Here is a 17,468-nt window from a genome sequence, read left to right on the forward strand (position 1 = left end):
CTGCCCTACTTGCTCTTTTTGAAGGGGCCTTCGCCGCCCTGGCTTTGTAGTGTCAGGATGGGAAATCTTACGTCTTTTCTCGGATTCTTCTGTTGATAAATGTTGATGGCCTCGGACAATTCCTTTCTGTGTACGACCCATGATGCGCGGGCCAAGCAAATAAAGGCATGGTTTTCGGCTTGTCCGATGAGTTCTTTCAGATCGTTCTCCCAGTCGTCCTTGCTCTTCTCCTCGCAGTCTTCGGCCTTGGGGACGATGAACTGGAGAAGTCGTTGTACCATCGCGGTACAGGCAGCGAAGTAGCGGACGTCGTGGCCCGGACCATGGAGCTGTAGTGGCTTGCCTTCGTCGATGGATTTCCAGAATTCGCCGTATTCTTGACGCTTCTTGGCCGCCATCTCCGGGAGCCCGATGCAGTTCTTGTCGCGGTTGGGATAGAAGCCGACCTTTTTGAGAAAATGGTTGAGTCTAAGAATTCTGTCTTTGGGACTTTTGTCTGCGTCTTGAACGAGTGTTTTGAGGGCGATGCAGTGGTGCCCTTGATGCTTGTAATTGGGCGGGAATGAGCTGTTGGGATAGATTGCTTGTTTTTCGCTGGTCTTCTCGAAGACCTTTGACATCGCCTTTCGATGCCAGTTTCCATCTTGTGGCGCGACGTCTTTGACGTCCTCTTTCTTGGGCTGAGAGTGTGTTTTTGAGCAGATGGCACATTCTCCCCGATCCGCCATGGCCTGAACGTCCGAAACGGTCTCGCCGACTTGCATGTATTGCCTCGATGATCGTGGCGCTTAGGGGCGCGTGGCCAGGTCACCCCATCATGTTCTTCTTGTTATGGAACAGCGGGTCCCCCAGCCGGCACACGTTCTTCCCCTCGAACTTCACGTCGAACGAGTACAGCATGAACTCGCACTCCCCCCGGTTGCACGAGCTCATCACGCCGCCGGCCGTCCCCGCCTCGTCGCCGCTCGATTTCGAGTACTTCGCCCCCTTCACCATCGGCATCTTCCCGTCGCACGTGACCTTCTTCGGCCCGTCCGACGTGTCCGACGCCTGCCCGATGTTCGGATAGGGGATCGGCACCGGCCCGCCGGGGGTCGGCGTCTTGCAGACGTCGGGGAACACCATGCTCATGCCGCCGCTCTGCTTGTGGACCACCCCGCGCATGTTGGCGAACACCTTCGTTCCCATCGCTCACTCCTCCAGTCCCTTCCGTTCCCCGATCAGTCCCTGTCCAGGATCGCCGCGCCGCGCGCCGCCAGATCCGACGGCGCCCACACCAGACAGCGTGACGGACGGCGGCCCTCCGCCAGCGACATCGCCGCCAGCCCCACCAGCATCGCCCCGAGAGCCGCCCCCGCGTCGCCCACGCAGTCTGCCGGGTGCTCGATCACGAAGTCTTCGGCGATCCTCTTCTTGTGCCGCGCCACCGCCACTCCCCACTCCTTGGCAAAGAAGCTCTCGCCGTTGAAGCCGGCATACACCGTCCGTACAGGTCCCCCCGGCGCCGCGGCGAACGCTGTCTTGAGCGCCGCGTCCAGCCCCTCACCGCGGTACGCCGCGCCCTCATTGTAGCGGTGCCCTTCCTCCTCCGCCGTGCCCACCGAGACAAGCCGCGACAGCGGCGCGCGCCCCGAGCCCGGCCGCGCGAGCAGCAGGAACGCCGCGCCCTCCCCCGGGATGAAGCCGTCGAAGATCTCCGCCGCGCGCAGCCGCTCCTCGAGGTCCAGCGTCCCGAGCAGGTACAGGTCGAGGAGCGTATCCACACCGCCCACCACGACGCGATCATACCGGCGCGCGGAGAGCCCCTCCAGCGCCGCGGCGAGCGCCAGGAAGACCCCCGCCCGCCCCGCCGGGAACACCCGGCTGCGCGCCAGGTCGAGCTTCACCTCCGCCTGCGCCGCGAGGTGCTCCAGGAAAACCGGCCCGATCGGCGCGGGACGGCCTACCGGGAACGCCTCGGGCCCCGCGAGCAGCACCGCCGCCGGTCCGGGAGGAGCGTCCTCGAGGCATGCGCGCAGCGCTGGTCCCGCGAGCCGCAGCATCCGGATCTGCCGCGCGGTCAGCCCGGCGATCCCCTCGAGCGCAGGCGCGAGCGGCGGCAGATCCGGAGTCGCCACGAGCGCCATGACCAGCGGATTGAAGCGGCGATCCAGCACCGAGCTCTGCTGGAACCGATCGATCCCCGCCCGGACCGCCGCGCTCGTCACCTCGGCGCTCAGCCCGACAGAGCTCACCATCCCCACCCGCAGGATGTCCGCGCCCGGCGCCGCCATCACGACCTCCGTCCGCTCAGCTCGATCCGCTTCGCGTCGATCTCCACCAGCTTCACCTTGAGGGCTCGCTTGTCGCAACCCACCTCGCCCAGCCACACGATCCCGAGCCGCCCCTCGCCAGGCTCGAGCATCACGGTCTGAAGCCGCATGGGCGGTCGCTCCACGCTGGTATCGATCGTGACCTTCACGTCGAGATCGCACAGCGGCAGCCGCACATCCCAGGGATCTGGCGAGGCGTTCTGCACCTTGACCGGCTCGCCGCCGCGCAGGTGGCCCGGACAGACGAGGCCCGGCGAGGCCGCGTTGAAGAAGCGCGCGTCGAAGTCCTTCGGCAGGTACGGCGCCCGCGTCTCCTGCCAGGCCTCGTCGTAGGTCCCCGCATACCGCTTGCGCGGCTCCCACGAGGGCGCGATGAAGCCGAAACCCGCGGGCGGCGGGCGGTCGCGCGTGCCCGAGATGAGGTGCGCCGGGTCCTCCAGGTTGGGCAGCCGCCGCACCGCCTTCTCGGGCGGCGCGCTCCGCAGGCCGGAGCCGATGCCCACCGGGTTGCGCTGATCGATCTCCAGGGGACCCTTCTCGGGATCGTACTTCAGCACGCCGCCGAAGGCGCGCTCGTAGACGAGCGGTAACCGCTCGAACGGGACCGGCGGAGAGATGCGAAGATCCAGCGGGCCGCGCCATTCCCGATCGCCGAAGACGCGGACCACCCTGGCGACCGGGCCGACCGCGAGCGACACATCGACCGAAGGCGCCGGGCGCCCGCGCGGCGCCCACGCCTCGCCGAGCAGCACCACGTCGGTCGCCGGCTTGCCGAGGTGGAGATCCGCGGCGTGCTTCAGGCTGGTCTGTCCGGGCTCGCCCCAGTGCTCGTCCGCGAGCTTCAGCGGCTCCTGCGCCTCGGCGATGCGCAGCGCCCCGCCGCGGAGCGCGAAGGTCGCGCGGACCGCGACGTAGAGCGTGTCCACCCCGCGAGCGTCCGGGAAGAGCGCGATGTTCGCCTTGAACGAGGTGCTATTTCGGAGCTGGAGCATGGGATGGCCGGCGAGAACGGACGCGGGCGCTCAGAACCCACGGTTCGGGAGCTTGCGCACCCGGTTGAACTCCGCCTCGCTGATCGCCTTCGTCGCCCGCCATTGCTGAATGACGTAGTCGGGAGGCTTCACGTCATCAGAGAACCCGTGCCAGCCGCCCGCGTTGTCGTAATGAAACTGATAGACTTTCCCGTTGCGGTAACCCCACAGGCGGGGAGCCTTGTCGCGGAGCGGCGCGGCGGCGTCGTAGAGGGCGCTCTGGAGCACCTGCCTCGCCTGTGCGTCGTCCAGATCCATGATCGTGCCCTTTACCCCAGGACCGCCTCTCCCTGCGTGCTTCGGTGTGGGGGCATATTTCCGCAACGCCGGGCTTGTGAGCTGCTGCTTCCAGAGGACGTTGGTCGCCGAAAGGAACGCCTCGATCTCTCGCTTCATCTGCAGGATCGGAGCGATGGCGTCACGAGGCAGCTTGTCAGCAGGAAGTCTGTTCAGCGCCTCGAGCAGCTTCGCGAGCGCTGGGCGGAGCTGATCGGCGAGCTTCGCATCCTCGCGCGCGAGCGCGATCGCCTCCGCGATCGAGCGAGCGTACCGTGGGAGCTTGCCGAGCTTCATCATGTCGCCGACATACGGGATCATGCTGGCGCCGCTGATAACGGCGTCCAGCCATTGCCCGCGCGCGAGGGAGATGAGCCCGCTGGCCCCATCCGAGATGAACGTCGGATCCACCAGGCCGACGAGGTCGAGGGCGAACTGCACCAGGTCGAGGATGAGCTCCGCTTTATTTGCCATGGTTCTTTTCCCGTGCCGCGCCGCCGTCGTCGGTCGGTGAGCGACACATCGTGGCCGCGGAGAGCGCCGCCCCCCGCAGCCTCTTCTCGATCGGCTCTCGCCTCCGCGCCCCCCCGCCGAGGCACGCCGTCGTCCCGAGGCGCGCCCCGTGCCGCCTCCCGAGCCGCGCCGCCGGCGCCTCCTCGGCGCGCATCCGCAGGAGCACCGTGAAGCTCAGCACGTCGCCCGCATAGAACCGCGTCAGCGCGCACAGCGGCTCGAGCAGGTCCCCTCCAGGCAAGCAGCGCACGTAATCCCGGAGCGACAGCGGCCCCACGACGAGCTCGAACCCCGCCTCCTGGTCCCACGCTCGCCGCCCGAGGATCGCCCCCTGCCCGAGCCCCCGGTTGCGCCCCGAGGGGCCGATCGCCGTCCAATCGCTCTCCTCGATCGGGTGGTACGCCCCCGTCAGCGGCGCCGCCTCGATCGGCACCCGCAGGTGGTGCCGCAGCAGCGCCGTGAGGCCCGCCATCGGCCGCACCTCCCGCGCCACCAGCGCCGCCGGCTCCAGCAGCGCGCGGTCGCTCACCGGCAACCTCCCGCGAAGTGACGGCAACCCGAGGCCGATCAACGCATAAAGGTACCGCGCGGCGTCGTCCTGCTCCGGAGACGCCACGCCGAGCCCGATCCGGTGCCGCTTGCGGATGCGGTAGACCAGCGAGAGCAGGCGATGATTGAAGATGTCCAGAAAATCGCGCGGCGCGAAGTCGCGCCGCGCCGCGCGCTGGTACACGAGCTCCGCGAACGGCGGCGGCAGCGGCCCGAGCGCGCCCGCGAGGCTCATGAAGCTCGCGGTCAACACCGCCGGCTCCCCCTCGCGCGCGGCGCGCTCGATTCCGGCCACGTCCGTCTCGGGGAACGCGAGGTCGATCGCGCCGCGCAGCCGCACCGCCTCGGCCGCGGGCTCGGCGCTCTCGCCCACGCTCCGGCAGCCCTCCGCCCGCGCCTCGAGCAGCGCCACGGCCTGGAAGAAGTCGAAGCGGCGGCCCTCGGTGAAGAGCCGGTCCTCCTCGTCTAGAGGAGCGCCTTCGCGCCTGCCATCGGTTGCCATCGCTTCCATACCTCCGCGCGCCCCGTGCTCCTCAGCACGAGCTCCGTGAATGAATTGATGTGCGCGTGCAGCGAGAGATACCGGCTCAGCACCTCCGCGAAGAGCAGCGGGCTCGATCCGACGAACTGCTCCTCGTCGAGCGTCAGCGTCACCTCGGTCCCGCGGCAGAACCCGCGCCACGCGTCCGCGCCGATCCGCCGCGTCACGGTGCGCGCCGACACGCCCGCGATGCCCTGGATCTGGCGCTCCGCCTCGGGGATCGACGCGAAGAGATAGACGCGCAGGATCTCCTTCAGCGCGTCCATGCCGCCCGGCCCCGAGATCGAGAGGTGGTTCTGCGACAGGTTCGATACGAGCCGCCAGAGCGCCTGTCCGCCGAGCGGAGGATCGCGCTGCGGGGTCGGCTTGGTGAGGCAGGTGATCCGGCCCATGGCGGCCCCACGCTCGAGCGACAGCGACACGCCGGCGGACAGCTCCTCGGGGAGGTCGCGGTTGGTGCACAGCACCGAGGCGTACACCACCCGAGATGGGGGCCTCCGAGGCGAGAGGTCGAGATCGACGAACGACAGCGTCACGTCCGTGCCGGGCACGTCTTCACGCGACGTCGCGACGCGGCGGGCCTGCCAGAACGCCCGCGGGCCCGCGCCCTCGGCGTGGTGCGTGAACGAGAAGAACGGCGCGTACTCCACCTGCTCCGCCTCGCCCGGCGCTGTCGCCGTGACCTTGTGGATCGAGTGGATCTCGGTCGTGCGCTCGCGGCGCGCGTCCGCGACCAGGCGGTACTCCGGGAAGCGGTGATCGACCCGGATCGGCTCGGTCGTGCGGGAGAACAGGTTGATGATCGGCGCGCAGCCGAGCCGGAACGTGTCGGCCCGCACCACGAGGCTCGCGGGCGGGCGCTGATCGAGCAGGAACAGCAGGCTGCACGCCGTGCCCTCGGGGAGGTGCGTGAGCTCGACGTCGAAGAAGAGAAACTTCTCGGGAAAGGCGAAGTACTCCTGGACCAGCCGGTGACCGGGAGACGCGTGCACGGGGTAGGGGAGCGCCTCCTCGTCGGGCCCGAAGCCGACCGGGTGGAGCCGCGCCTCCGCGAGATCCCGGCCGCCGCCCTCGCCGGCGCAGAGGACGCGCAGCGTGTGGCCGAAGAGCAGCTCGTACAGGCGATAGCCGCTCAGGCCGCCGCCGCTCAGGAAGAAGCGCAGCCGCCGCACCCCGAGCGCGCGCAGCGGAGGGCCGCCGCTCCGCAGGCGGATGCGGAGCGCCGCCATCACCCCGCCGGAGCCCGGCGGCAAATCCAGCGCCTCGGGCGCGCCGAAGCCGGCGGATTCGATCTCGATCGGCCAGAGCGTGACCGGAGCGCACGTCCGGAAACGGCAGGTCGGGCCCCCGTGCGCTTCGGCGAAGAGCGGCGTGCCCCGCTCGATCACGTGGCCCGAGGTGAGCTTGCTGTCCCTGGGGCTCACCTCGAAGGCCGCGATCGCCATCGACGGGATGGGCGAGAGCAGCGGCGGATAGAGGACGCCGAGCAGCGACGTGGTGAGCTCGGGGAGATCGCTGTCGAGGCGGCGCTGGAGGCGCGCCGTCAGGAACGCGAACGACTCGAGGAGGCGCTCGACATGCGGATCCGCGGAGTGGCGCCCCTCCAGGCCGAGGCGCGCGGCGATCTTGGGGTACGCCGCGGCGAACTCGGCGCCGCGCTCCCGCAGGTAGGCGAGCTCGCGGGCGTAGAGATCGAGCAGCTCCGCGTCGTTGTCGGTCGTCGTCACCCGACCTCCGGCAGCGGCAGGGTGAAGCTGAGCGGCTCGCGCACCCGCTCGGTGACGAGCAGCGCGCGGACGGCGACGTGGTACCGCGCGTCGCCGTCCGCGGGAGGGAGCAGCTCGACCTCGACCCGCGCGAGGCGGGGCTCGTACGCCTCGATCGTTTGCTGGACGAGCCGCGCGACGCGGAAACGATCTTCCTTGACGACGTCGCGGCCGCCGAGCTCCAGGTCGGGCAGGCCATAGTCGATCACGGTGCGCTGGCGCGAGAGGGCCACGTCCCCGGGGACGGGGCACCGCGTGCCGAGCAGCCGATCGAGCTCGCGGCGCACCGAGGCGCGCAGCGCGTCGAGGTCATGGCTGCGCTTCGGCCGCGCCTCGCTCCGCTGCGACGGGGTGTCGTCGACCAGCCGATCGAAGAGGGGCACGCGCCCCGCGTCCGCTGCTCCCCAGCTCTCTTCCATCCCGCGCTCCTGTCCGCGAGGCCGGCGCGGCGGCGCGCGGCCGGCCCCGCGCGATCACTTGCCCTTGTTCTCTTCGAGGCTGAACGACGCCGAGCTCTTCCCCTTGGCCCCGCCCGGCGACTCCTGCTTCTGCTGCGCGTAGTCCCAGGTGATCTTCTTGTAGCTGAAGGTGACGGTCTCGATCGGCTGATCCGAGCCGCCCGTCACAGAGACGGAGGTGAGGATGCAGCTCTCGAAGGTGTACATCATGTGCTTGTGCGGCTTGCCGGACGTGTCGGCCTTCCAGAGGTGCACCTTCATCGATTTGATGTCCTCGCCGCCGCAGCACTTGAGGTTGAGCGTCGGCGAGGCGAGATCGACGTACTTGGAGATCGTAAAGTCGTTGTGAACGCAGCGGCCGCTCGCGCGGCTCGTGTTCGAGGGCCCGGACGTGAGCGGCATGGCCAGGCCGTGACTGAAGGACAGGAGCTCGATCATGTCCTTGCCCTGATCCGACGTGCTCTCACCCTTGATGCTATCGATTTCCCAGAAGACGTTCTGCATGGTTCATCCCTCCTGATATCCATGATTGCGCAGCCCGCGCGCGGCCGGGCCTCATCGCGAGGCGCCGCCCCGAGCGCGGCCATCGTCCACGCGGCGCGCGTGGCTCCTCTTCACCCCGCCGGCGGTGGCAGCTCCGCGACGAGCCGCATCGAGACCGAGAGCTCGTTCAGCTGGAAGTGCGGCTTGAGGAACACAACCGCGCGGTACGCGCCCGGCTTGCCGGGGACCTCGGAGACGTCGACCCGCGCCTCGCGCAGCGGCAGCCGGGCCTTGGTCTCCTGGCCGGCGCTGTCGTTGAGGAGCACGTAGTCGGCGATCCAGTTGTTGAGGTAGTTGGAGACGCCTTCCTGCGAGCTGAAGCTCCCGATCTTGTCTCGCATGAGCACCTTGACGTAGTGCGCGAACCGGGACGCCGCGAGGATGTAGGGGAGCTGCGCGCTCAGCCGGGCGTTCGCGTTCGCCTGCGGCAGGTTGTACGCCTTCGGCTTGTTCGCGGTGCTGCCGCCGAAGAATGCCGCCTGCGCGCTCCCCTTCTTGTAGCAGAGCCCGATGAAGCCGAGCTCCGACAGCTCGTTCTCGCGCCGGTCGGTGATGGCGACCTCGGTCGGGATCTTGGCGACGATATCCCCCTCGCTCGTCTTGAAGGTGTGCAGCGGGAGGTTCTCGACGAGACCGCCGCCCTCGACGCCGCGGATCGCGGCGCACCAGCCGTAGAGCGCGAAGGCGTTCGTGATCCGCTGCGTGAGCGCGTACGCCGCGTTCCCCCAGAGGAAGTTCCCGTCGCCCTCGCCCACCTGCTCCTCGTAATTGAACCCCTCGACCGGGACGCCCTTCGGCCCGTACGGCAGGCGCATGAGCACGTGCGGAAGGACCAGCCCGACATAGCGCGAGTCCTCCGTCTCGCGGAACTCGCGCCACTTGATGAGCTGCGTGCTCTCGAAGATCTTCGCGAGGTCGCCGGGGACGCCGACCTGGGTGAAGCTCGGCATGTCGAAGAGCTCGGGCGACGCCGCCGCGATGAACGGCGCGTGCGCCGCGGCCGCCACCTTGGAGAGCTCCGTGAGGAGCGAGACGTCGGGGTTCGTGCCATCGAACTCGTAGTCGCCGACGAGCATGCCATACGGCGCGCCCCCGAAGGTGCCGTACTCCTCCTCGTAGACCTTCTTGAAGACCGCGCTCCGGTCGAAGTCCGCCGCGGCCTCGAAGTCCTTGCGCAGCTCGTCCTTCTTCACGTTGAGCACGCGCAGCTTCAGCCGCGTCGAGGTCTCGGTGTTCATGACGAGGTAGTTCAGCCCGCGCCAGCGCGCCTCCACCCGCTGGAACTCCTTGTGGTGCAGGATGGCGTCGAGCTGCGCGCTGATGCGCGCGTCGATCTCGGCGATGCGCGCCTCGATGGCCGCCACCGTGTCGCTCCCGACCTTCACCTTCTCGTCGAGGACCTGGTTCACGAACTCATCGATGAGATCGCGCGCGTGCTTTCGTTGCGGCTCCGCCGCGCCGCGGACCATCCCCTGCGCGAGGATCTGGTCGATAAGGCTCATCTCCTCGGCCGGCGCTGCCGCCGCCGAGCCGACCGCTTGGGTGCTCTCTTCCGCCATGGCTCTCTCCCTTCCCGTCCTAAGATCGCGGCTCAGCCGTCCCGGCCCTTCTCGAGCTCCTGCTTGAGCGTCTCGAGCTTCTTCGTGTCCTCGACGACCCGCTTGAGCATCCCGCTCAGATCGTCGTTGCCCTCGAGCTTCGCGAGCAGATCGTTCAGCCGCTCCCGCGCGCGGAGCAGCGCGCGCAGCGGCTCGACCTGCTCCACGAGCTGCTCGGGCCGGAAGTCATCCATGCTCTTGAAGGAGAGGCTGACCTTCAGCTTGCCGCCCTCGTCCGTGAGCTTGTTGTCGACGAGGCACGTGGCCTCGGGCGCCACCGCGGCGAGGACCTCATTGAAATTGTCGCGATCGATCTCCACGAACTTGCGGTCCTTGAGCTTCGGCCGCGGCGCCTCGGAGGTGCCGGACAGGTCGCTCATGATCCCGACGACGAACGGGATCTCCTTCTTCTCGATCGCGCCGCCGGTCTCGACGTCGTAGGTGATCTGCACCCGAGGCGGTCGGTTCCTGCTCAGCCATTGTTGCTTGCTCTCTGCCATGGTCGTTCCTTTCTCCCGCGGCCTCGGTCGAGCGTGCATCTCGCGCGGACGCTCTCCCCGGGGCCAATCCACCCTCGCGCGGCCGGGCCGGGGACCGATCGGCGGATCGGGCCGGCGCCGGCGGTCTCATGGGATCATCCGGCGTCGCCCTCCTCCCGGCCGCGCATGCCGAGCAGCCGGTAGATCGCGACGAGGTCGTCGGCGCTCGACACGAACTCGCCGAGCAGCTCCGCGAGCGACATGTTCCCCCAGGAGATCGCGCGCTTCACGAGGTACGGGACGGGGCTGTGCGGCTCCGTGCGAAGGAGGTAGTCGGCCGCCTCGTTGAGCCGGCGATACGCCTCCACCCGGCTCTGGATCGCCGGGCCCGGACCCCGCGCGGGCGCCGGGTCCTCCGCGCTCTGCGCCGGGGGCTCTCCCGCGGCGGGCGCCGGCGCGTCGTCAGCGGGCTCGCCGAGGGCGGACGCCGTCGCGGCGCCGAGCAGGCGCAGCGCGCCGCGGGTCCGGTGGAGGACCGGGGGGCGGTCCATCCTCGCCGCGAGGCTCCGCTCCAGCGCCTCGGCCGCGGACAGGGCGGCGCGCGCGTCGCGCTGGAGCGCTGTCCATCGCGAGCGATCGACGAGGGAGAGCCGCGCCGCGAGGGGCTCGGCCGAACGCGCGCCCTCGGCCGGGCCGCCGCCGTCCATCCGGCCGCTCTCCCAGTCGGCGAGCGTGCAGGGGGGGCGGTCGTCGCTGCCTTCGAGGAGCGGGACCATCCGGAGCCGCCGCGCGAGCGCCTCGTCCAGCCAGCCGACGAGGTCGCCGCGCGCCTCGAGGCCGTCGTCGTCGAGCGCCGGGAACATCGCGTCCCAGTAGCGATCGCAGAGCCCCGCGATCAGCCGGAGCCCCGGCGCCGCCGCGCCGATCCCGCCGATCTGCGCCCACGCGTCCGTGAGCCAGGCGGCGATCTGCAGGTCCTTGGAGCGCCGCGCGAGCGCCTCGGCGCAGAGCTCGGCCACGAGCTTCCAGTCCGCCGTCTTGAGGCGCGTCGCCCACACGCCCTGCGGCAGCGTCGGATCGTCCTCGCGCCGGGCCTCGCGGACGCGATCGTACGTGCCCTCGTAGCGCAGCGGCGCCCCGGCGGGCGCTGCCTGCGAGATGGGCGCGAGGAGGCGCTCGATGTCGATTGCGATGGTGCGTTCTGCCATGCGTGCCTCGTTCGTCGCTGCTGCCGCGCTACTCGCTGTCGAGCACCGGAGCGGTCGTCGGGAAATCGGGGTACTTGAGCTGCTTGTCCTTCTCCTTGCCGACAAGGCCGAGCCGCACGAACACCCGGGCCGAGCCGCCGGTCGTACCGGCCCGCTCCAGCCAGCCGCCGGCGGGATCGGGGATCGTGAACACGACGAGCTGGAGGATGTTGGCGACGGCGTCCTCTTTCTTCAGCTCCGCCTCCTCCGCGGCGTGCGTGTGCATCGCGATGAGCCGGAGGAGCGCCCAGGGGCCGCTCGCCTCGAAGGTCGCCGTCCGCTCCTTCGCGACCGCGCCGGCGTTCTGCTCGACCGACGGGATGTCGGGGCTGTTCTTCGCCCACCGGAGCGTGAGCTGGACCGGGTCGCCGAGCCGCCAGGTGGCGGTCGGCTTCGGCCCGCCCAGGAACAGCCGCTCCTCGGCGATCCGCAGGCTCCACTCGGCGATCTGGTTGCCCGCCACCTCGCGCGCTTGGTTGACGCGGAAGGCGGTCGTGACGTCGAAGGAGCCGTCCATCGTCGCGTCCCCCTGCGCCCACATCGGCGCGAGGAACTCGCGCACCTTCTCCATGCGGTCGAGGAAGCGCACGACGTCGCGGGCGGCGGCGCCGCCGCGCAGCGACAGCACGGGCCGGAAGCGCTTCCGGAAGTCGCTCGCGTTCTGAAGGAAGAGCCGGACGTCGTCGGGGTTCGCGTCCTCCCGTTCGACGCCCGGCTCGAGCCGCGCGAAGGGGAAGCGGTCCGCGAGCGAGCGGTGGAACGAGCGGCGAAGGCTCGGGTATTTCGTGCGGATCTCCTCCGTGGCGAGCGTGGCGCACCGATCGCGGAGCAGGACGAGGATGCGCCGGCGCCGCCTGGCGAAGTAGTCGTCGGAGCGCACGTCGACCGGCACGCGCTCGATCTGCGCGATGCAGTTCTCGAACGTGACCGTGGGCAGGTCGTTGAGGAGGAAGCGCTCCAGGGCGGCGACGCTGTTGCCGGCCTTCTTCCCCTCGTAATCGCGGAGCGCCCCGACGATGTGTTGCCACGGCGCCATGTCGTTGACGGACCGGGCATCGGCCGCGACCTCGGCGCTCTCCAGCAAGCCGAGGACGGGCTCGGCGAGCGCGCGGGTCAGGGCGTCGGCCCGGCCCCGCTGCGCCACCGCGTACTCCGCGAGCTGCGCCCCGTCGCCGTCGGCGAGGCCGAACGCCTCGAACGCCGGGCTGCGCTCGCCGTTCCACCAGAGGAACGTCCCGTTCTTGACCTCGTAGAGCCCGTCGGCCTCGAGCGTCCGGCTGGCGAGGGTGAGCAGGTACGCGCCCTGGCCGCGCACGAGCGCGCGGACGCGATCGCGCACCTCCTCCAGCCCGAGGCGCCCCGCGGCCGCCAGGATCTCCCGCAGCGGCTCGCTCGCGAGCGCGAGGGTGCCGACGTCGGCGCGCACCGTCTCGACGCGGCGCGACTCGCTCGGAGGCGGGGCCATCTCCCGGCGCGCGGCCTTGCCCACCGCGGCGAGGACGTTGTCCCGCAGGTTGCGCAGGGCGAGCTCCCCGAGCGTGCCCCGCACCTTCTCCGGGAACCGCTTGAGCCCCTCCTCCTGCGCGAACGCCTCGTACTCCTTGAGGCGCTTCGCGCCCTCCTTGAGCTCCTCGACGTTCCAGCTCAGGCGCGCGTCGTCGAGGGTCGCCGGCAGCGGATCCACGTTGTCGACGGGCTCCATGAAGCGCTGGCGCAGGAGCGCGGTCGAGGGCTCCTTCAGGGCGGCGACGAAGGGCGAGAGCTGGAGCTGCACCTCGCCCTCCTTGCGCACGAGCAGCGGCCCCGAGAGCGCTGTCTCTGCGCCCCCGAGGTAGCTCTTCAGGAGCAGGAGCCGCCCCTCGCCGTCGTCTTTCACCAGGCCGTAGGCCGGATCGCCGAGCAGCTTCAAGGTGCGGACCGCCGCGAGCAGGCGATCGAGCGCGGCGTTCGGCGGGAGCTTGTCGGCCGCGACCCAGGAGAGGGTGGGCGCGGCGAGCCGCGCCTCGGTGCGCGCGATCGCGTCGTGCAGCGCGGCGAGGCTCGCGGACCGGTACTCGGGGCCGCCGCGCTCGAGCTCCTTCAGCCCCCGGACGAGCGCGTCGACGTCCGCGCGCAGCGCGGCCTCGTCGAGCGTCCGCGAGATGCGCTGGTAGAGCTGGCTGAAGAGGCGATCGGACCGGGCGCGCGCCGGATCGCGGTACGCGTCGAGGCCGAAGGGCGCGAGGGGCGGGATGGCGAGGAGCGCGCGCCGCTGGTAGGCCGTCGTGCGCGCGGGCGGGAGCCTGTGCTGGAGGACGGATTCGGCCAGATCGGCCACGCTCTGGACGCGCGCGTCGCCGGCCTCGGCCGTGGGATCCTTCGGCGGTCCGGCCACGAGCGTCTCGAAGCGCGCCACCTGCCCCTCGAACGCGGCCGCCTCGCGCAGCCAGGCCTCGAGCGCGACGTACTCCGGCGTGCGCTCCAACGTGGCCGCGGCGATCTCCGCGCCCGCGGGGGGCAGCGCGGGGGGCTCCCCGAACAGCGGGCCCGTCCTCGCGTGGAGGCCGACGCGGAAGGCGTCGAGGATCACCCGCTCGTAGGCGCTCGCGATCGCCTGCTCGATCCGCGCGTCGATGCCGCTCAGCCACGATCCGGGCACGAGCGCGGAGCGGAGCCGCGTGCCCTCGATCGCGCTCAGCCCCTGGAGCAGGCGGACGGATCGCTCCGCGCGCACCGCGCCCGAGGGGTCGGCGCTGGGGTCCTCGAGCTTCATGTGGCGCAGGCTCGCCGCCAGGTCGCTCAGGAAGGGGAGCAGCGACGCGGCGTGGCGCTCCAGGCGGTTGCTCTCGAGGCCGAGGAAGACGCTGTAGAGGAGCGCGAGCGCGACGGTGGCGATCCTCAGCGCCCGCACGACGCGCTGCCGGCGCTGCAGCGTGAGGCGGGTCGGGCGCGCCAGGCAGGCCTCGGCGATCACCTTCCTCTCGAGGAGATCCCGCGCGAAGAGCGCCCGTCGCCCGGCCGGCCTCTCCGATGGCGTCGCGGGCTGCGCGGGCTCGGGCTGCGCCGGCGGCTCCAGGCCGACCCAGGACAGGCTCCGGACCGCGACGGGCTCGCCGCCATCGTTCGGGCGGAGGAGGTCCTCCAGCGCCCGCCTCAGGGGCTCGCGCAGCGCGAGGAGCGCGTCTGGAAAGAGGAAGTACGCCTCGACGCCCGTCACGAACGGCCGGTCCGCCGCGAGGCGGCGCGCTTGCATCGCGGAGAGCGCTGCGCCGACGCTGCCGAGCGCCTCATCGACGAGGCCTGCGGTGCTCTCGACCCAGGCGGCGCCCGGCTGCGACCAGCCGAGCGTCGCCAGGCGGAGATCGGCGTCGAGCTCGTGCGCGAAGCGGTCGAACCCGGCGAGCCGGTCGCTCTGCGTGATCGCGAGGTGGACGGGGACCTGCATCCCGAGGTGCTGCTGCGCCTCGTCGAGCCGCTGGCGCAGGTGAGCGATCTCGCGTTGCTGGGCCGGCGCCGCGCCGTCGCTGTCGAGCAGGTCGCGGGCGGAGAGCGCGACGAGGATCCCGTCGACGGGCCGCTCGGAGCGCGCGCGCCGCATCGCCTCGAGGACGGCGCGGAAGCCGGACGCGCGCGGCGTCCCGCCGCCTTGCGGCTCGTTCGCGAGCAGCCGCCCCGCCGGCTCGACGAAGATCACCCGCTCGAAGAGCCACACCTGGCAGGTCGACGGATCGCCCAGCGAGCGCGCGGTCGTCCCGGAGCGCGGCGTGAGCCCGGCGCCGGCGAGCAGCGTGGATTTGCCGGCGCCGGCGGCGCCGAGCACGAGGAAGCACGGGATCTCGTCGGGCGACGCCCTGAGCGCCGCGCGCGCCGCGGTGAAGAGCCGCGCCATCTCGCGCTCGAGATCGTCGATCGGCGCGGCGCCTGCCGCGGGGCGCCGGCGGCGCGCGCGGAGGAACAGCGCCAGCCCGACGAGCGCGGCGACGAGCAGCGCGAGGGCGATCGCGAGGGGCCAGCTCACGGCGCGCCCTCGATCCGGTCGAGCTCCTCGACCACGCGATCGACGCGGTACAGCCAGACGCCCTGCGCGGCGAGCACCAGCAAGCCCGCGACGACGGCGAGCGGAACGACGCCGGCGCGCAGCGACGGCAGCCGGCTCCGCGACGAGCCCCCGAGCGTGTGCGCGTGGGCCTGGGGGCAGAGCTCGGTGAGCCCGGTGGCCAGGGTGGGATCGACGCGCTGGAGGTGGAGCGCCAGGTCCTGCCGGTACCGCTCGGGCTTGTCGCGCAGGCCGAGCGCGCGGTATTTGCCCTGGAAGCCGAGCGCGAGGGCGGCGAGGTAGACGAGCAGCAGCGCGGAGGGGGCCGCGTCGTGTCCGGAGAGCACGTCGTCGAGCTTGCGGAAGATGCGCTCGCCGGAGACGTAGGTGTGGAAGATGTGCGCCTCCAGCGGGCGCTCCGCCCATGCGTACCGCCCGTCCCATTCGGCCTGGAGGAGGAGCTCATCGGCCATGGCGGCCATCACGTACTGGGCGTCGTCGTAGGCCCGGAGCTCGTGTTTGGTGAGCTTGCGGCCGAGCGAGACGGCCTGGGTCTCCAGGAAGTCGACGAGGCGCTGCCGCACCGTCTCGATGCCTGGCGCGAGCCCTCCGTGCGCGAGGGTGACGAGCTGTCGCTGCCGCACGACCTCGGCGTAGAACGCATGGAAGGCGTCGAGCAGGAGCGTGCTCCCCGCGAGCGCCTGCACGGGGCTCCCCTGGAGAGGGGCCGGGGCCTCCCGTCGTGGCGTCTCCACGGTGGCTGTGGCTCCTGCCGTCATGCTCGCTCGTCGGTCGCTTTCACGTACAGGACGAGCTCTGCAGGCCCGGCGGCCGCGGAGGGATCTCCCGTGTTGAAGATGAGGAGCGGCTCGCCGAGATCGAGGTATGGGCTCGACGGCTCGAGCTCGAAGAGCACGGTCCCTGCGGGCGCGATCAGATCCCCGTGGCGATCGACGCGCCGCCGTCCGGCGCCGAGCACGCGGCTCTGCTGCATCTCGCGCGCGCGGCGCGCCGAGCCGATGAGCGCGCCCTCGACCCAGCTCACGACGTCCTTTTCCTGCGCCCCGCGGCGGCCGCGCACGGCGACGAGCACGGGCCGCCCGGCGAAGCGCCGCTGGAACTCCACCTGGTAGCGCCCATCGCCGAAGTCGAAGGGGTGAGCTGTGAACGACTCCAGGATGCCCTCGTCGACGAGGCGGAAGACGTGGTCGCGCGCGGTGCTGAAGGTGACCCGCAGATCGTCGTGCTGGTAAGCGGGCAGGACGGGCGGGACCGGCATGCGGGCGAGGGCAGCGAGGTGGCCGACGAGGGAGGAGAGCGCGAGGTAGAGGGCGTAGGGGTGAGATCTGCCCGTGCCGAGCACGACCTCGAAGGGGGGCAAGGCGGTGACGAGGGCGTGGATTTGCCGGCGCAGCTCCTCGAGCACGTCGCGCTCCTTGCTGCGAGAATGCGCGCTGAGCCTGTCGGCGAGCCGCAGCGCCTTTTCACGCAGCCGCGCGGTGATCTGGCCGCACATCGCGCCGAGCGGCGAGGTGAGGGGGACGGTCATGCTCGGCGGCAGGTACTCGGTGCGCACGAACGCCTCCCCTTCGCGCCGCAGCTCCGCGACGGGCAGGCACACGAAGCGGGCCGGCGGCGCGGCCGCGACGAGCAGGCGCGCCACCGGGACGAGGCGCGGAATCGGGAGCGGCTCTTCTCCCGTGTTGTCGTCCGGGACCGGCGCTCCTTCGATCGAGCGATAGCGGGCGAGATCGCCGCCGGTCGCGGCGCCGCCGAGGTGCTCCTTGGGGACGGCGAGGTACGCGGTGAGGGGGCCTGCCGCGAGCTCGGCGGCGTGGGGCTTGAGGTCGACCTGGAGCTCGGGATCGCGCGCGGTGTGATGGACGACGAGGTGATCGGGGAGCACGGCCTCGACCTCGAGGACGCGCAGCGTGCCGCTCGCGAGCAGCCCGGCGTCGATCTCGAGGTGGTGGACCCCGTAATGGAACGGGTGGAGCTGCCCGAGGTGGTAATCGAGGAGGCGCTCGGAGCGCCGCGCGGCCTCCTGGAAGTGCTGCGGCGAGAGCAGCATGCCGTCGTGCCACTGGACGGCGGCGGGTACTTCCGCGGGGCGTCTCATGCGTGAGCTCTCCTGGCGAGG

Annotated in this window: 15 protein-coding genes; all 15 read right to left on the reverse strand. The window is 71.0% G+C overall.

Features of this window, described 5'->3' with window-relative positions; translation table 11 throughout:
- Positions 1 to 5: 5 nt before the first annotated feature.
- The 15 genes from WMF46_RS49735 to tssK all read right to left on the reverse strand — a co-directional run bounded on the left by WMF46_RS49735 (position 6) and on the right by tssK (position 17,447).
- Positions 6 to 764, reverse strand: a complete 759-nt coding sequence (locus WMF46_RS49735; protein WP_437983676.1) for a hypothetical protein — start codon at positions 762 to 764, stop codon at positions 6 to 8.
- A 43-nt stretch (positions 765 to 807) separates the two neighbouring features.
- Positions 808 to 1,188, reverse strand: coding sequence for a DUF4150 domain-containing protein (locus tag WMF46_RS49740; RefSeq protein ID WP_012241942.1), 381 nt, complete (start codon positions 1,186 to 1,188; stop codon positions 808 to 810).
- Positions 1,189 to 1,220: 32 nt separating this feature from the next.
- Complete coding sequence (locus WMF46_RS49745; protein ID WP_437983677.1) at positions 1,221 to 2,273, reverse strand: hypothetical protein; 1,053 nt, start codon at positions 2,271 to 2,273, stop codon at positions 1,221 to 1,223.
- Entirely contained in the window at positions 2,273 to 3,304 is a 1,032-nt protein-coding gene (locus WMF46_RS49750) for a DUF2169 family type VI secretion system accessory protein (RefSeq protein ID WP_437983678.1), read from the reverse strand. Before WMF46_RS49750 ends, WMF46_RS49745 begins: the two co-directional genes overlap by 1 nt.
- A gap of 30 nt (positions 3,305 to 3,334) precedes the next feature.
- On the reverse strand, positions 3,335 to 4,093 hold the full coding sequence (locus WMF46_RS49755; protein ID WP_437983679.1) for a hypothetical protein: 759 nt from the start codon (positions 4,091 to 4,093) through the stop codon (positions 3,335 to 3,337).
- A complete protein-coding gene (tssG, locus tag WMF46_RS49760; RefSeq protein WP_437983680.1) occupies positions 4,083 to 5,183 on the reverse strand; it encodes a type VI secretion system baseplate subunit TssG in 1,101 nt (366 codons plus the stop codon). Before tssG ends, WMF46_RS49755 begins: the two co-directional genes overlap by 11 nt.
- Positions 5,147 to 6,949, reverse strand: coding sequence for a type VI secretion system baseplate subunit TssF (gene tssF / locus WMF46_RS49765; RefSeq protein ID WP_437983681.1), 1,803 nt, complete (start codon positions 6,947 to 6,949; stop codon positions 5,147 to 5,149). Before tssF ends, tssG begins: the two co-directional genes overlap by 37 nt.
- Positions 6,946 to 7,407 (reverse strand): type VI secretion system baseplate subunit TssE, encoded by a 462-nt coding sequence (tssE, locus tag WMF46_RS49770; protein ID WP_437983682.1) that lies wholly within the window; start codon positions 7,405 to 7,407, stop codon positions 6,946 to 6,948. Before tssE ends, tssF begins: the two co-directional genes overlap by 4 nt.
- 54 nt (positions 7,408 to 7,461) lie before the next feature.
- Entirely contained in the window at positions 7,462 to 7,950 is a 489-nt protein-coding gene (locus WMF46_RS49775; protein WP_437983683.1) for an Hcp family type VI secretion system effector, read from the reverse strand.
- Between the two features lie 110 nt (positions 7,951 to 8,060).
- A complete protein-coding gene (tssC, locus tag WMF46_RS49780) occupies positions 8,061 to 9,548 on the reverse strand; it encodes a type VI secretion system contractile sheath large subunit (protein ID WP_437983684.1) in 1,488 nt (495 codons plus the stop codon).
- 32 nt (positions 9,549 to 9,580) lie between these two features.
- The gene (tssB, locus tag WMF46_RS49785; protein WP_437714899.1) at positions 9,581 to 10,087 is read right to left on the reverse strand and encodes a type VI secretion system contractile sheath small subunit; all 507 of its coding nucleotides are present in this window, start codon (positions 10,085 to 10,087) and stop codon (positions 9,581 to 9,583) included.
- 134 nt (positions 10,088 to 10,221) lie between these two features.
- A complete protein-coding gene (tssA, locus tag WMF46_RS49790; protein WP_437983685.1) occupies positions 10,222 to 11,274 on the reverse strand; it encodes a type VI secretion system protein TssA in 1,053 nt (350 codons plus the stop codon).
- 28 nt (positions 11,275 to 11,302) lie between these two features.
- Positions 11,303 to 15,310 carry a type VI secretion system protein gene (locus WMF46_RS49795; RefSeq protein WP_437983686.1) on the reverse strand — a complete coding sequence of 1,336 codons (4,008 nt, stop codon included), beginning with the start codon at positions 15,308 to 15,310 and terminating at the stop codon, positions 11,303 to 11,305.
- Entirely contained in the window at positions 15,307 to 16,107 is an 801-nt protein-coding gene (locus tag WMF46_RS49800; protein WP_437906357.1) for a DotU family type IV/VI secretion system protein, read from the reverse strand. Before WMF46_RS49800 ends, WMF46_RS49795 begins: the two co-directional genes overlap by 4 nt.
- Positions 16,104 to 17,447, reverse strand: coding sequence for a type VI secretion system baseplate subunit TssK (gene tssK, locus WMF46_RS49805; RefSeq protein WP_437714903.1), 1,344 nt, complete (start codon positions 17,445 to 17,447; stop codon positions 16,104 to 16,106). Before tssK ends, WMF46_RS49800 begins: the two co-directional genes overlap by 4 nt.
- Between the last annotated feature and the right edge of the window lie 21 nt (positions 17,448 to 17,468).

The sequence above is a fragment of the Sorangium sp. So ce117 genome (assembly GCF_051524395.1).
Lineage (GTDB): Bacteria > Myxococcota_A > Polyangia > Polyangiales > Polyangiaceae > Sorangium > Sorangium cellulosum_B.